This window comes from Streptomyces sp. NPDC002671 (genome assembly GCF_053592475.1).
On sequence record NZ_JBSFVU010000011.1, the window covers coordinates 40,385 to 54,043 of the forward strand.

15 protein-coding genes are annotated in these 13,659 nt (G+C 70.0%); 1 reads left to right on the forward strand and 14 read right to left on the reverse strand.

Features of this window, described 5'->3' with window-relative positions; all coding sequences use genetic code 11:
* Positions 1–5: 5 nt before the first annotated feature.
* The 13 genes from ACWD35_RS18690 to ACWD35_RS18750 form a co-directional block, all read right to left on the reverse strand.
* Positions 6–584, reverse strand: coding sequence for a hypothetical protein (locus tag ACWD35_RS18690; protein WP_451352350.1), 579 nt, complete (start codon positions 582–584; stop codon positions 6–8).
* Positions 585–617: 33 nt separating this feature from the next.
* Positions 618–1,214 (reverse strand): pilus assembly protein TadG-related protein, encoded by a 597-nt coding sequence (locus tag ACWD35_RS18695; protein ID WP_451352569.1) that lies wholly within the window; start codon positions 1,212–1,214, stop codon positions 618–620.
* Positions 1,211–1,408 carry a Flp family type IVb pilin gene (locus ACWD35_RS18700; RefSeq protein ID WP_451352351.1) on the reverse strand — a complete coding sequence of 66 codons (198 nt, stop codon included), beginning with the start codon at positions 1,406–1,408 and terminating at the stop codon, positions 1,211–1,213. Before ACWD35_RS18700 ends, ACWD35_RS18695 begins: the two co-directional genes overlap by 4 nt.
* 98 nt (positions 1,409–1,506) lie before the next feature.
* Positions 1,507–2,262 (reverse strand): response regulator, encoded by a 756-nt coding sequence (locus ACWD35_RS18705; RefSeq protein WP_451352352.1) that lies wholly within the window; start codon positions 2,260–2,262, stop codon positions 1,507–1,509.
* 23 nt (positions 2,263–2,285) lie between these two features.
* Complete coding sequence (locus tag ACWD35_RS18710; protein ID WP_451352353.1) at positions 2,286–3,665, reverse strand: sensor histidine kinase; 1,380 nt, start codon at positions 3,663–3,665, stop codon at positions 2,286–2,288.
* Positions 3,662–4,549 (reverse strand): DUF5936 domain-containing protein, encoded by an 888-nt coding sequence (locus tag ACWD35_RS18715; RefSeq protein WP_451352570.1) that lies wholly within the window; start codon positions 4,547–4,549, stop codon positions 3,662–3,664. Before ACWD35_RS18715 ends, ACWD35_RS18710 begins: the two co-directional genes overlap by 4 nt.
* A gap of 31 nt (positions 4,550–4,580) precedes the next feature.
* Entirely contained in the window at positions 4,581–5,525 is a 945-nt protein-coding gene (locus ACWD35_RS18720) for a type II secretion system F family protein (protein WP_451352354.1), read from the reverse strand.
* Positions 5,526–5,536: 11 nt separating this feature from the next.
* Positions 5,537–6,874, reverse strand: coding sequence for a CpaF family protein (locus ACWD35_RS18725; protein ID WP_451352355.1), 1,338 nt, complete (start codon positions 6,872–6,874; stop codon positions 5,537–5,539).
* 18 nt (positions 6,875–6,892) lie between these two features.
* Positions 6,893–7,252 (reverse strand): TadE/TadG family type IV pilus assembly protein, encoded by a 360-nt coding sequence (locus ACWD35_RS18730; protein ID WP_451352356.1) that lies wholly within the window; start codon positions 7,250–7,252, stop codon positions 6,893–6,895.
* Position 7,253: 1 nt separating this feature from the next.
* Positions 7,254–7,637, reverse strand: coding sequence for a TadE/TadG family type IV pilus assembly protein (locus tag ACWD35_RS18735; protein WP_451352357.1), 384 nt, complete (start codon positions 7,635–7,637; stop codon positions 7,254–7,256).
* A 7-nt stretch (positions 7,638–7,644) separates the two neighbouring features.
* Entirely contained in the window at positions 7,645–8,883 is a 1,239-nt protein-coding gene (locus ACWD35_RS18740; protein WP_451352358.1) for an AAA family ATPase, read from the reverse strand.
* Positions 8,884–8,896: 13 nt separating this feature from the next.
* Positions 8,897–9,604 (reverse strand): Flp pilus assembly protein CpaB, encoded by a 708-nt coding sequence (cpaB, locus tag ACWD35_RS18745; protein WP_451352359.1) that lies wholly within the window; start codon positions 9,602–9,604, stop codon positions 8,897–8,899.
* Between the two features lie 82 nt (positions 9,605–9,686).
* Entirely contained in the window at positions 9,687–10,580 is an 894-nt protein-coding gene (locus ACWD35_RS18750) for a hypothetical protein (RefSeq protein ID WP_451352571.1), read from the reverse strand.
* A 360-nt stretch (positions 10,581–10,940) separates the two neighbouring features.
* Here ACWD35_RS18750 and ACWD35_RS18755 point away from each other — a divergent pair, with 360 nt between their 5' ends.
* Entirely contained in the window at positions 10,941–12,656 is a 1,716-nt protein-coding gene (locus ACWD35_RS18755) for a chitinase (RefSeq protein WP_451352360.1), read from the forward strand.
* A gap of 110 nt (positions 12,657–12,766) precedes the next feature.
* On the opposite strand, the gene ACWD35_RS18760 is transcribed toward ACWD35_RS18755, so the two are convergent.
* Positions 12,767–13,444 carry a hypothetical protein gene (locus ACWD35_RS18760; RefSeq protein ID WP_451352361.1) on the reverse strand — a complete coding sequence of 226 codons (678 nt, stop codon included), beginning with the start codon at positions 13,442–13,444 and terminating at the stop codon, positions 12,767–12,769.
* Positions 13,445–13,659: the final 215 nt, after the last annotated feature.

The window sequence follows — 13,659 nt, forward strand, 5'->3', positions numbered from 1 at the left end:
GGGCTTCACCCGGAGATCTGGATGGTGGCGGCGGAGAAGGTCGGCAGTTGGAACTCCACCTGGGTGATGTTCGCCGGGGGGGCCGGGAACTGCATGAAGACCGCGAGGGTGTCACCGGCTCGGAGGGTGGAGAACCCGGTGGTGGTCAAAGGGCGGCCATCCGTGTCGCGCAGGACGTAGTACCGCTTCTTGCCCTTGGGGTCGACCAGGGTGGCACCGCCCAGGGATCTGCCGTTCCTGATGATCTCGGTCTCATTGCCGCTCATGGCGGACGGCAGGGCGATGGCCTGGGCACCGTCGTTCTTCAAGGTGCCATTCACCGTGACGAAGCCGCCCGAATCGCGCTGCGCGGAGGCGATCTGGAGCAGCAGGCCGTCCGAGCCCTTCAGTTCGGCCAGTGGGGTATCCGACTGCCCTTCCTGAGTGCTGGGGTTGGATCCACTGGCCCGGGAAGCGGACGCCGACCTGCCGGGCTTCCTGTCGCCGCCACTCCCGCCGCAGCCGGCCGCACCGAGCGCCAGCCCGGCAACGACCGTCAATGCGACCATCCCCCTGCTGGCCCTCGCGGTGAACCGAATGCTCATGACACTGCTTCCTTCTTTGTTCGTGACTCGCCGTCACTTGGCCAGGTGGACATCGAAGAGATCTTCGGGACGGGGGAGATGGGTGAGGCGACCCGGTTTCAGAACCCAGTTCCGGTGGTCCTTGCAGGTGAGCTTCGGCGGTGTGTCGCCGCCCGCGTCCTCACCGGGCGGCTTGCAGAGCGGTTGGATCACAGCACGGGCGGAAGCCTTCCCGTGGTACCGCTCGGAGCGGGGGACCACGGATTCTCCGACGTTCTTGATCGTCACGACATGAACCACGTAGCTCAGCGGCGAATCGGGGTGGCAATACGTCGCCTTCGCGCCGTTCTGCGCGGCGAACTGAGTGACACTCCGACTCAGGCACCAGTTGCTGCCCCCCTCGCCGTCGAAGATGGCCCGCCACTTGGTCGGGTCGAGTACGTCGTCCACCCACAGGGCCGCAAGTTGGTCCCGTGTCTTCTGGGCTGCCGCAAGCGCCGTCGCATCCGCCGCAGTCTGGGCACCGCTCCGACTGACCGCGGCCTGGCCGACGGCCAGGTAGGCCAACGCAAGGAAGAGCAGGCCCGCCACCACCGTGATGTAGATGGGGAAGGCCTGCCCTGCGTCGCGAAGCCGGTGCGGCTGGTTCAGCCGCCGGTTACCTCTGAGATCTTCTGCGTGATCGCGTCGAAGATCGTCTGACCGATGCTCGTACCCGTGATCGCCAGCACAATAGCCACGACCACGGCGATGATGCCGAGGTACTCCACCGCGGTCTGTCCCCGGTCGTCGCGGGCGGCGCGGGCCTGCAAGTACGCCACGGTGGTGTGGAACCAGTTGCTCACGGTCTTCCCCTCCAGCTCGGCCTGCGATCCCGGAACCGTACTGCGCGACACCCCACCCGGCAGAGGGCCCGAGGACCCAATTGCGGACCCAGTTCATCTCAGGCCACCCCCAGCCATTTGGCCGTCGCCTGGGATCTGGTGGTGCTGTGGAGCTTGGCGAAGATGCGGTTGATGTGGTTCTTGACGGTCTTCTCGCTGATGAAGCACGCGGCGGCGATCTGCTGGTTGCTCATGCCGGACGCGATGAGGTCCATGATCTCCGCCTCCCTCGTGCTCAGTTGGAACGCCGACCGCCATGACTGTCCCACATTGGATTGCTTTTGTGAAAGGTCTGGGGACATTAATACCCCTACAGGAAGCGGTCGTTCCACGGTCTCGTGTGCATTCGCACTCGACCGAAGCTCGACCAGCAACGCCCTCGCCGCCCCCGGCGTCACATGGGGCCGCCCCTCCCGCACGTCCCACACCGCCCTCACCAGCTGCTCCGTCGTGAACTCCCCGTGGACCAGATATCCCCCGGCGCCCAGGCGCAAAGCCTCCCGGACGGTGTCCGTCTCGTGGCTGTAGGTGAGCATCATGACGGGGGCAAGGCGCACCAGGTGCGGCAACGCCGAGATTCCGTCGACGCCCGGCATGCGGACGTCGAGCAGGATGACGTCCGGCCGGTGCCTGAGCGCCGCCTCGTACGCCTCGTGGCCGTCCGCCGCCTCCGCCACCACCGTGGTGTCCTCGCGGCCCGAAAGGAGGGCCGTGAGGCCCGCCCGGACCACGGGGTTGTCGTCGGCCACCAGGAGCCGGAGTGGTGCCGGCGTGGTCGGTGGCGGGAAGTCCCGGCCCGGGTGAGTGTGCTCCATGTCGTGCCTCCTCTCGCGTTTCTCTACGTGTCCTGGAGTGCCGTCAGGGGGAGTTCCACCCGGACCTCCGTGCCTCGTTCGTGGCCGCCCCGCCCGATCCGGATACGGGCGCCCGCCTGCGCGGCCCGTTCCACCATCCCCAGCAGGCCGAAATGGCCGGAGGTGCGCAGCTGTTCGAGGTTGGTGTCCGGTGGCAGGCCGCGGCCGTCGTCGTGGACGGTGAGGCGGAGCAGACCGTCGTGCACTCCCGCGCGTACGTCGACCCGGGTGGCCGCCGCGTGCCGGTGCGCGTTCTCCAGCGCCTCTGCGGTGATGGAGAGGAGGTGACGGGCCAAGGGGGCGGGCACGGGCGGGAGACCCTCGCGCTCCAGGCCGTCGTACGTCACCGGAAGGCCGGTTCGGGCCGTGAAATCCCTGAACTGGGAGCTCAGTTCCCCCCACACCTCCATCGGCCGGCCCCCGGCCGTAGGCGCGTCCCGCCGCAGCTCCGTCAGCAGTTCCCGTGACTCCGCCGCCGCCCGGCGGGCCGAGCGGGAGACCAGTTCCGCCTGTTCGCGGATGCGGTCCGGGTCGGGGACGGTCGCGGAGGCGGTCGCCGCCAGGCCGTCCGCGGCGAGGGCCACGCCGTACAGGGTCTTGGCCACCGAGTCGTGCATCTCGCGGGCCAGTCGGGCCCGTTCCGCGCTCACCGCCTCCGTCGCCGCCAGGCGGGCCTGCACCGCCGTCAGGGCCTCGGTGGCGGAGCCGAAGCGGAGCATCAGGTTGCGCAGGGTGGAGCCCATGGCGCCGGAGATGACGCACAGGCCGGGCAGGAGCAGGGACTCGGCCACGCCCGCCTGGCGGTCGGCCTTCAGCGTGGCGTGGACGAGCAGCAGGATCAGGGACTGGAGCGAGGCGAAGCAGGCCGCGCCGCGCCAGCTGTAGACGAGGCCGGCGAGCAGAGGGGTGCAGACGCTGACGTAGGCGAGGGTGGTGTCCGGGCCCGCCGAGATCAGCAGCAGGGAGCCGAAGAGGGTGTCGGCGGCCAGGAGGCTGGGGTGGCGCAGGAGGAGGGGGCCGAAGCGTTCCCAGTCGCGGAAGAGGACGTACGACACCATGAAGGTGACGACGACGGCCGCGCCGACCAGGCGGGCGCCGAGGCCGGGGGCGGCGTTGAGGAGGGCAGCGGGGGCGGCCACGGCGATCATGGCCAGCCGGAACCCGAAGACCTGCCGGCACATGGCTTGCAGGGCACGGATCTGGATCTTCTCCGACGGCCGGAACCGGGTCTCCTCCGACGGCTGGGACCGTGTCTCCTCCACCGGACGGGACCGTTGCCCCGACTCCGCCGGAAGGGACCGTTGCCCCGACCCCGGCGGACGGAATCGCCCTTCCTCCACTGCCACCGCCACCCCGCCCCTCACTTCCCCGTGAGCGAGCCGAAGTCCACGCCCGAGCCCAGGATCAGCCCCGCGCCCAGCAGGAGCATCGTCGCCGGGACCATGAACGTGGTGATCATCAGCGTGGCCTTGGGGACCGCGCGGGCGGCCTTGCGGCGGGCGTTCTGGGCGTCGGTGCGGCGCATGTCCTTGGCCAGGGCGACCAGGGTGTCCACGATCGGCGCGCCCAGTTCCTCCCCCTGCTGCAGGGCCGTGACGAACATGGCCACCTGCTCGGAGTCGTTCCTGCGCCGCAGCTCCGCGAAGGCCTGACGGCGGCTCATGCCGAGGTCCATCTGGCGCAGGGTGATGCGGAGTTCGTCGGCCCACGGACCCTCGTAGCGCGAGGCCACCCGGTCCATGGCCTGCCGGAACCCGAGCCCGGCGCTCACCACCACCGCGAGCACGTCCAGGAAGTCGGGCAGGGTCCGCTCGATCACGTCCTTGCGGATGCGTATCGCCGACCAGATGCCCACCTCGGTCCAGAAGGCGCCGAAGAGCAGGAGCAGCAGGGCGACGAACCACTGGCCCCGGAGCAGGAAGACCAGGAAGCCCATGGCGCCCAGCGCGCCGTAGACCGCGCGGCGGGCCGCGTAGCGGTCGATGGTGAGGCCGCCGGGGTTGCCCGCGAGGTCGATCTTGCGGCGGTACTTGGCGACCAGGCGGGGGCCCATCAGGCGGAGCACCGCGGGTGCGTAGCGCATGCCCAGGCGGTCGACGACCGAGCCCACCGCGCCCGTGCGGGTGGCGCCGACCTCCAGGGCGACGGCGAGGTCGGCGGGGAGCTTGGCGTCCGCGCGGTACATGCGGATGCCGGTGAAGATGCCCAGGACGCTCGCGCCCATCGCCAGGGCCAGGAGGAGTCCCACGAGTCCGGTTCCCATCAGGCAGCCGCCCCCCTCAGACGTCGATCCGGCTCAGGCGCCGGATGAGGACGAAGCCGACGGCGTACAAGCCGAACGCGATGATCACGCAGGCCTGGCCGATCGGTGAGCCGGTCATGCGGTCCAGGGCGCCGTCCTTCACGGCGTTCATCAGGAACAGGGCGCCGACGCCGAGGACGGGGACGGCGTACGAGGTCATCGTCACCTGGGAGAGCTGGGTGCGGATCTCGCGCCGGGTCTCCTTGCGCTCCTCCAGCGTCTCGGTCAGGTTCCGCAGCGCCGAGACCACCTGACCGCCCGCGCGGTTGGACAGCACCAGGGTGGTGACCAGCACGACCAGTTCCCGGGACGGCAGCCGGTCGGCGAGTTCGCCGAGCGCGTCCTCCATCGAGTGGCCGATCGCCAACTGGTCGGAGACCTTGGCCAGTTCCTGGCCTGCCGGGGCCTCCAGCTCCTCCGCGGCCATGCCGATCGCGGTGCGCAGGGCGAGGCCGGCCTGGGTGGCGTTGGCCAGGATGCGGGCCATTTCGGGCAGTTGGTTGATGAACCGCTCGATGCGCTTCTGGCGCTGCCAGTTGAGGAACTGAAGCGCCGCCCAGACGCCCAGGAGCCCTGCCAGGGGGCCGAAGAAGGGCGCCAGGCTGGCCTCGCCGATCAGCCACAGGGCGGCGACCGTGGCGAGCATGTAGGCGAAGAACTCGCCCGGGGTGACGTCCAGGCCGGTCGCCGCGAGCCGCAGCTCCAGCTTCCGGCCCAGTGCCGTACGGCGCAGCCGCCGGTCCAGGTTGCGGAAGCGGCGCCGGCGGCCGGTGACCGCTGCCGCCCCGGTGTGCGAGAGGCGGTCGATCAGCTCCGCCCGCTGGGCCCGGCCCGCGGCGTAGCTGTGCACGCCGGCGACGGCCAGGACGCAGGTCAGCAGGGCGACGCCGCTGGTCAGCTGGATGAGGGTGTGGAGTTCCATGGTCCTGGGTCCTACCTGGCTTCTCGGGTGGCGAGCTGCTCCGCGGAGCGGGCGACTCCGAAGGCCTGCGGGATGGGCTGGCTCGCCATGTAGAGGCGGTCGGCGGTACGGCGGGGCAGCGGGTGGTACTCGAAGCTGCCGTACACCCGGCCGTCCGGGGTCATGGGCTGGGCGTGGAAGCGCGCCACGGTCGCCAGCCGGTACGGCTCCCCGCCGTGGCTGTCGAGCAGCGCGATCTCGGTGATGCGGCGAGCGCCGTCGGCGAACCGGGTGAGCTGGACGATGACGTCGACGGCGCTGTTGATCTGGTCGTGCAGGGCCACGAAGGGGACCTCCACGTCGGACATGGACGCGAGGGTCTGGAGGCGGGTGAGGGCGTCCTCGGCGCTGTTGGCGTGCACGGTGGCGAGGGAACCGTCGTGGCCCGTGGACATCGCCTGGAGCATGTCGAGGGACTCGCCACCGCGCACCTCGCCGACGACGATCCGGTCGGGCCGCATGCGCAGCGAGTTGCGCACCAGGTCGCGGATGGTGACCTCGCCCTTGCCCTCGACGTTCGGCGGCCGTGACTCCAGCCGGACGACGTGCGTCTGCTGGAGCTGGAGTTCGGCCGAGTCCTCGATGGTGATGATGCGTTCGTGCGACGGGATGAGGCCGGAGAGCGCGTTGAGCAGGGTCGTCTTCCCGGTGCCGGTGGCGCCGGAGACGATGATGTTGAACTTCGCCTGCACCAGGCCCGCCAGCAGGAACACCATGTGCTCGTCGAGCGAGCCGAAGCCGATCAGCTCCTGGAGCGTGAAGGAGCGCGGGAAGCGGCGGATCGTGAGCGTGGGGCCGGTCAGCGACAGCGGCGGGATGATCACGTTGACGCGCTCACCGGACGGCAGCCGAGCGTCCACCATCGGATTCGACTCGTCCACCCGCCGGTTGACCGTCGACACGATGCGCTCGATGGTCTGCATCAGCTGGTCCGCAGAGACGAAGCGCAGGGGCAACTGCTCGACCCGGCCTCCGCGTTCGACGAAGATCGCGTCCGGTCCGTTCACCATGATCTCGGTGATCGACGCGTCTTCGAGCAGCGGCTCCAGGATGCCGAGGCCGAGTGCCTCGTCCACCACCCGGCGGATCAGCTGCGAGCGCTCCACGGTCGACAGCACCGGGCCCTCACGGCTGATGATGTGCCCGAGCACCCGCTCCAGCCGCGCCCGTCGCTCGGCGGCGGCCAGCGCGCTCATCTCCGCGAGGTCGATCTCCTCCAGCAGCTTGGCCCGGTAGGCGGAGACCAGGTGGCCGTCTTCGCCCCGACTGCCGTTCTCCTCCGGAGTGTTGATCCGTGCCCGCAGGCTCATGGGTTCGCTTCTTCCCGGTCAGTGGTCGAGGGGCATGGTGGCGTGCTTGGTGGCCTTGCCGAAGTCCCAGAAGACGATCTTCGGGATCTGGACGCGAGCGGTGACGGTGACCGAGCCTTCGCCCCGCTTGGGAGGGCCGCACTCCACGTGCAGCGCACTGCTGACCGCCTGCGCACACGCCGGTTGCGGTTCGTGCCCCAACGACGCCGCCCGCGCCCCTGCCCGAGCCGCAGTACTGGCCTGCTCGGCCGCGTACGCGACCGCCCCGATCTGGATGCCGGCCAGCCCGACGATCAGCAAGACCGGGACGAACCCGAGGTATTCGATGGCGACTTGGCCGCCGTCACGCCGTCGCCGCGGTATCCGTCCGTACGACATCTCAGTCCTTCACCTCCTCGACCGCTCCGGCATGGCCCCACACGGTGACGGGAAAGTTGATCAACCCGGGAAAGAGCACGGGGACCTTTATGCCTACGTCCGCCTTCACGTAGCCGGTCCCGCCGCACTGTCTGAACTTGACACCCGATCGCCACGCCCCGGACAGATGCTTCAGAGCCGCCTTCTTGCACACTCCGTACCGCTCCCCCTGAGCCGCCGCCGTCCCCGCCCGCACCCCCTCGTCCGCAGCGTTCCCCGCGAGCGTGAAGGTGTACCCCACCAGCACGGCCTGCCACATCAGCACCAACGTCAGCACGATCAGCGGAGTCATCCCGAGGAACTCGATGCTGACCTGCCCCCGGTCGTCCCGTCCCAGGCGTCTCATCGGCCCCTCACTCCTTCCGGCGCCGAAAACCGACCGATCCACGCGCCCCACCCCCGCGATGGGAAGCCCCCTCGACGGCCTTGGCCAGCCCCAGCTCCCCCGCAAGGGCCCACAGCGCCTGCTTCACCGTGCTCTTGCCGTCGAGTTCGTGCAGGCGCCCGGCGTCGACCACGCCCTGGAGTTCCTTGAAGGCCGCAGGCACCGCCGTACGCGCCATCGCCGTACCCGTGATGCGCTGCACGAGCGCCGGCTGGATCTCCGTACCCCGGCTGTGGCGGTTGACGACGACGGTCGTCTCCTCGGCCTTGCGGATCTGCAGCCGGTCCCACATGCGCACGGTCCGCTTGGCGGCGCGTACGGCGATGACGTCGGGGGTGGCCACCAGCAGGGCGGTTTCGGCCATCTCCACGGCTGCCGCGCCGGCGCCCCCGAGCTGAGCGCCGCAGTCCACCACAACCACCTCGTACCGGGAGCGCAGGGCGCTGACGATCTGCCGGGCGGCGCGGTCGCTGACCTCCTCACCGCGTTCGCCCTCGGCGGGGGCGAGGAGCAGGGCGAGGCCGGTGTCGTGACGGAAGACGGCGTCGGCGAGGACGCGCGGGGAGATGTCGGTGATGGCGGCGAGGTCGACGACCGAGCGGCGGAACTGGACGTCCAGGTAGGAGGCGATGTCGCCGGTCTGGAGGTCGAGGTCGACCAGGGCGGTGGACCGGCCGGAGGCCTGGGCGGCGAGCGCGAGCTGGATCGCCACCAGGGTCGCGCCGACCCCGCCCTTGGCTCCGCTGACCGTGACGACCGTACCGCCGGTGCCGCCGAACACGTCGCCTCCGTGGCCGAGATGGCGCCGTACGCCACTGGACCACTGGGCGACGGCCTGCACGCGGCTGGCGAGTTCGTCGTACGACAGCGGGAGCGCGACGAGGCCGCGGGCGCCGGAGTCCATGGCGGCGGCGAACAGGGCGGGGCTCGCGTCGGTGGTGACGAGGATGACGCCGACGGCCGGGAAGCGCAGGGCGACCTCGCGGATCAGCTCCAGCGCGGGGACGGGCCCGATGCGCTCGTGGACGACGACCACCTCGGGCAGTTCGTCCACGGACTCCGTCGCGAGGCGGGCGAGGGCGTCGACCAGCTGGGTGGAGTCGCCGACGGGCGGCTGCGGTTCGGCGTCGGGGAGCTGGCTGAGCAGGGTGACGAGGGAGCGGACGGCGTCCGGGTCCGCGCCGGCCGGGAGGATCCTGGTGGGCATGCTCGGCCGCCTCTCACTTGTCCGTCGCGAGTTCGTACGTGCGGTCCTTGTCGGGGACGCTGGTCTCGCTGCCGGGGGCCACCAGGGCGAGCCGGACCCGCTGGGCGAAGGACTCGGCGTAGGTGATGCGCTGGGCGTCGAGGGTGGACAGCGCGAAGGTGATGGGGACGGCCTCGGTGGGCTGCTGCTGGTCCTTGCTGCTGTCGGGGTCGAGGGCGGTGATCCGGCCGACGTCGAGGACGCGCGCGTTGGTCACGATGATCTTCGACTGGTCGGGGTCGCCCTCCTTCTTCCCCTCGAAGGTGGCATAGACGTTGACCCGCGAGCCGGGGGTGATCTTGCCGGCGACACCGGTGGCGGCGTCGATCATGATGGCGACCTCCTGCTGCCCCGCCTGGAGGGCGGGCTGGTCGACGATCATGTCGGTCTGGAGGAGGGAGCCCTGGCGCAGCGTGGTCACCGCGATCTTGCCCTGGATCTCGCGGAGGTCGGTCACGGCGTTGTCGGACAGCCACCGCTTGGGCATCTTGATCTTCTCGAACTGGCCGGTGTCCAGGGCGGTGTACGGCTGCACGTCGGACCTGACCCGGTAGGCGGTGACCTCGTGGCCGACCTTGGACTGCACGTTGTCGATGACGGAGAGCACGCCGGCGAACGCGCCGAGAGCGCACAGGACCGACAGGGTCAGGAGTATCACGCCGCGGCGCTGACGGGAGTTCATGAACCGTGCAACCTCATTGGGGGAATCGGTCGAGCGGGATGTGTGCGGGTGCTTGCGGGGCCGGGCCCGGGACCCGGGCCGGTCAGGCGGGCGTGCGCTGTTCCAGGGCGCGTTGTCCTCGGCGGTTGCCTTGTTCCAGGGCCCGTTGGCCCCGGCGGCCCTGCTCCACGGCGCGGGGCGCGGGCGGTTCGTGGACGGGCGGGTTGGCCGAGCAGAAGACGCAGCGGTCGCCGATGACGTCGATGCCGCACCAGTGGCAACTGCTCTGCCGTACGGAGGTGACGAGCTGGTAGAGCACCGACAGGTCGGCGAGGTAGCTGCAGAACTCGACGGCCCGCCCTGTCCCCCACCACACCGAGGACTCGGCGGGCAGCGGGGCCTCACGCAGCCCGTGCACGCCCCACTCCTTGGCCAGCCCGCCGATCCATTCGCTCTGCAACTGCCCCTTGGCGACGAGCATCCAGGTGCTGAAGTCGGGGCCCTTGAGCGGGGCGGCGTCGGGTCCGATCCGCACGAGCTGCGGCTCGGGATGGGCGAGCACGGCGAACTGGCTGCCGGGGACCCAGGACTTGGCGTGTGCCTTGAGGCTGACGGGTACGCGGTCCAGCCGGGCCACCGAGCCGAGGACCGCACCGGCGTGGATGTAGTGGGTGAGCAGCCGTCCGGCGGAGGCCAGCACGCCCGGACTCAGGTCGCAGGAGGCGAGCTGCCGCAGCTGCCGGGCCAGGACGGCGATGCCGAGGGGCGGCAGCTCGGGCCGGAAGACGGCGACCCGGTCGCTCTCCAGCAGTGAGCGCAGGGTGTGCAGCCGCCGTACGACGGGCTCCGGGGTGGCTCTGGAGCACACGACGATCACGTACCCGTACTGCTCGATGAGGCCGTGGAGTTCGGTCAGCGCGTGTTCCAGCGGCCGTCGGTCGAGGCCCTCCAGCACGACGGCGGGCATGGTCCGTTCGTCCTGCGCCGACAGCGCCATGTCGGCACTGGTCACGGCAATGGCAGTTGGCACGCGCGCACTCCGCTCTTCACACCCGCCGGCCCACCGGAGTCGCTCCAGCGCACCAGGACGACTTCACTGCGTGACTACGTGAGCACTGTATCCACGGCTGAATGACCGGAGAACAGCGTTTGTGTAGCTCGTGTGGAACTCGCAGAGCGCAAGTCACTTCAAAACAGGACAGGTTGAGCATCGAACCGAAGGTGATTTTGGTCTGGACCTCTTGACACCCGTATTGGTCTGGACCAACTTGTACGCCACGAGGACCACCGTCCCTTCCTCTCTCCTCTCCCTGTTACCCCTCCTCCCGCCCCGTCAACTCCCCCACCGGAGGCCCCAGTGGACCGTGCAGCAGGCATACCCAGACGCAGAGGACGGATCGCCACCTGGTCCGCCGCCACCGCCCTCGCCCTGTCCGTGGCGGGCCTCGCCGCCGGCCCCGCCTCCGCGGCGGACGTCAACAACGTCAAGAACGCGGGCTTCGAGTCCGGCCTGGCCAACTGGATCTGTACGGCGAACAGCGGCACGACGGTCTCCTCCCCGGTGCACGGCGGCTCGTCGGCACTGAAGGGCACCCCGGCCGGGCAGGACAACGCCCAGTGCACCCAGACGGTGGCGGTGAAGCCCAACTCGACGTACACGCTGAGCGCATGGGTGCAGGGCGGCTACTCGTACCTGGGCGTGACGGGCACGGGCACGACGGACGTCTCGACCTGGACCCCCGACACGACGACCTGGAAGCAGCTGTCCACGAGCTTCACCACGGGCGCGTCCACGACTTCCGTCACGCTCTACACCCACGGCTGGTACGGCCAGGCCGCCTACTACGCCGACGACATCTCGGTCTACGGCCCGGACGGCGGCGGTGGCGGCGACCCGGCCCCCACGGTCCCGGCCGCCCCGACCGGCCTCGCGGTCACCGGTACGACCTCGTCGTCGGCCTCCCTGTCCTGGAACACGGTGTCGGGCGCGACGGGCTACAACGTCTACCGGAACGGCACGAAGGTGACGGCGGTGACGGGCACCTCGGCGACCGTCACGGGCCTGGCCGCCGCCACGTCGTACAGCTTCCAGGTCACCGCGACCAACGCGGCGGGCGAGTCGGCGAAGTCGGCGGCGGTGACGGCCACGACGACCTCCGGTGGCGGAGGCGGGGGCGGCGGTGGCGCCGTACCGAAGCACGCGGTGACGGGCTACTGGCAGAACTTCAACAACGGCGCGAAGGTCCAGAAGATCTCCGACGTCCCGTCGGCGTACGACATCATCGCGGTGGCCTTCGCGGACGCGACGACGACACCGGGCGCGGTCTCCTTCAACCTGGACTCGGCCGGCCTCGGCGGCTACCCGGTCGACCAGTTCAAGGCGGACATCAAGGCCAAGCAGGCCGCCGGCAAGAAGGTGATCGTCTCGATCGGCGGCCAGAACGGCACGGTGTCGATCAACGACTCGACGTCGGCGACGAACTTCGCGAACTCGGTGTACTCGTTGATGCAGACGTACGGCTTCGACGGCGTGGACATCGACCTGGAGAACGGCCTCAACGCGACGTACATGACGCAGGCCCTGCGCGCGCTGTCGTCGAAGGCGGGCTCGTCCTTGATCATCACGATGGCCCCGCAGACCATCGACATGCAGTCGACGTCGAACGCGTACTTCCAGACGGCCCTGAACATCAAGGACATCCTGACGGTCGTCAACATGCAGTACTACAACAGCGGTTCCATGCTGGGCTGTGACGGCAAGGTCTACAGCCAGGGCTCCGTGGACTTCCTGACCGCCCTGGCCTGCATCCAGCTGGAAAGCGGCCTCTCCCCGTCCCAGGTGGGCCTGGGCCTGCCGGCCTCGACCAGCGGCGCGGGCAGCGGTTACGTCTCCCCGACGGTCGTGAACAACGCCCTGGACTGCCTCACGGCAGGCACGAACTGCGGCGCCTTCAAGCCGTCCAAGACCTACCCCGACCTGCGCGGCGCGATGACCTGGTCGACCAACTGGGACGCGTCGTCGGGCAACGCGTGGTCGAACGCGGTGGGGGCACACGTACACGCCCTGCCGTGACGAGTGATGCGGCTGTATTCGGCTAGTGACGACGCCCGGGCCCGGGAAAGGTCCGGGCGTTGCTGCCCTACGGCCACCTGCTCACTCCGTGCATGCGCCTTGAAGGCCCGCTACGGCGTGTAGACCTGCTCAAGGCTGTGGATGGCGCCGTCGTCGCCGGTCTCGTACTTGAACACCAGGCCGGAGTCAGGGTGCGCCTTGATCCAGTCGATCAGCTCCTGCACGCCGATGCGCTGGTTCTTGCTGCTGCTGGTGATGGGATTGGTGGCGGTGACGTATGCGGCCTGGTCGAGGGCCCAGCGGCTGTCCTCGCCGGTGACGACGAACGGCGTGCCGTCGGAGTCCTTGTCGGGGCACCCCCAGGCCCCGTGCTGGATGACCAGGTTCACTTTCCCGGTGCTGCCGGGGAGTTCCTCGACACGGTAGACGGCGATCTCGTCGGGGTCGACATGGTCCGGGTCCGGCGCCTTCGTGGCGCAGCCGGCGGCCGGCGGTGTGGTCTTGGCCGAACCGGGAGCCTTGGAGGCGGGCTTCGCCGCGGGCGTCCCGCCACCGGCCGCACCCGGTGACGCGGTCACGGTGACACCCGAGCTCGCTGAGCCCCCCGTGGCCCCGCCCTTGCCGCCGGACGTGCCGGACGTGCCGGACGCCGGACTCGCCGTGGCGGCGACGCTCGGCGTGCCGTCGGCTCCAGCGGCGGTGTCGTCCCCCTGGCACCCGGTGAGTACCGCGGCCAGCGCGACGGCCGCGAGAGCGATGACGGCGGGTCTGAGGCGATGGGCATTCATGTGGATCGTCCCCCCTGTTCACGGGCGGCCCGACCGACCGCACCCGGATCCGGACCGTAGCAACGGCCTGCTCGCGCCGCACTACTCGAAGGTCCCGTGTCACGGACTCCAGACAATGCCGTCACGGGGCACGGACCATGTGACGGAAGAGGGAATCAAAAGGGGCAGGACCCCCTTGACGCAGCCTTGACCAGGCCATGCCAACACTTCACCAT

Bases quoted from the DNA above. Each gene is read 5' to 3' on its own strand.
- ACWD35_RS18740 (WP_451352358.1), bottom strand. From the start codon at position 8,883: ATGCCCACCAGGATCCTCCCGGCCGGCGCGGACCCGGACGCCGTCCGC.
- ACWD35_RS18705 (WP_451352352.1), bottom strand. From the start codon at position 2,262: ATGGAGCACACTCACCCGGGCCGGGACTTCCCGCCACCGACCACGCCG.
- ACWD35_RS18720 (WP_451352354.1), bottom strand. From the start codon at position 5,525: ATGGAACTCCACACCCTCATCCAGCTGACCAGCGGCGTCGCCCTGCTG.
- ACWD35_RS18760 (WP_451352361.1), bottom strand. From the start codon at position 13,444: ATGAATGCCCATCGCCTCAGACCCGCCGTCATCGCTCTCGCGGCCGTC.
- ACWD35_RS18735 (WP_451352357.1), bottom strand. From the start codon at position 7,637: ATGAGACGCCTGGGACGGGACGACCGGGGGCAGGTCAGCATCGAGTTC.
- ACWD35_RS18750 (WP_451352571.1), bottom strand. From the start codon at position 10,580: ATGGCGCTGTCGGCGCAGGACGAACGGACCATGCCCGCCGTCGTGCTG.
- ACWD35_RS18730 (WP_451352356.1), bottom strand. From the start codon at position 7,252: ATGTCGTACGGACGGATACCGCGGCGACGGCGTGACGGCGGCCAAGTC.
- ACWD35_RS18725 (WP_451352355.1), bottom strand. From the start codon at position 6,874: ATGAGCCTGCGGGCACGGATCAACACTCCGGAGGAGAACGGCAGTCGG.
- cpaB (WP_451352359.1), bottom strand. From the start codon at position 9,604: ATGAACTCCCGTCAGCGCCGCGGCGTGATACTCCTGACCCTGTCGGTC.
- ACWD35_RS18690 (WP_451352350.1), bottom strand. From the start codon at position 584: ATGAGCATTCGGTTCACCGCGAGGGCCAGCAGGGGGATGGTCGCATTG.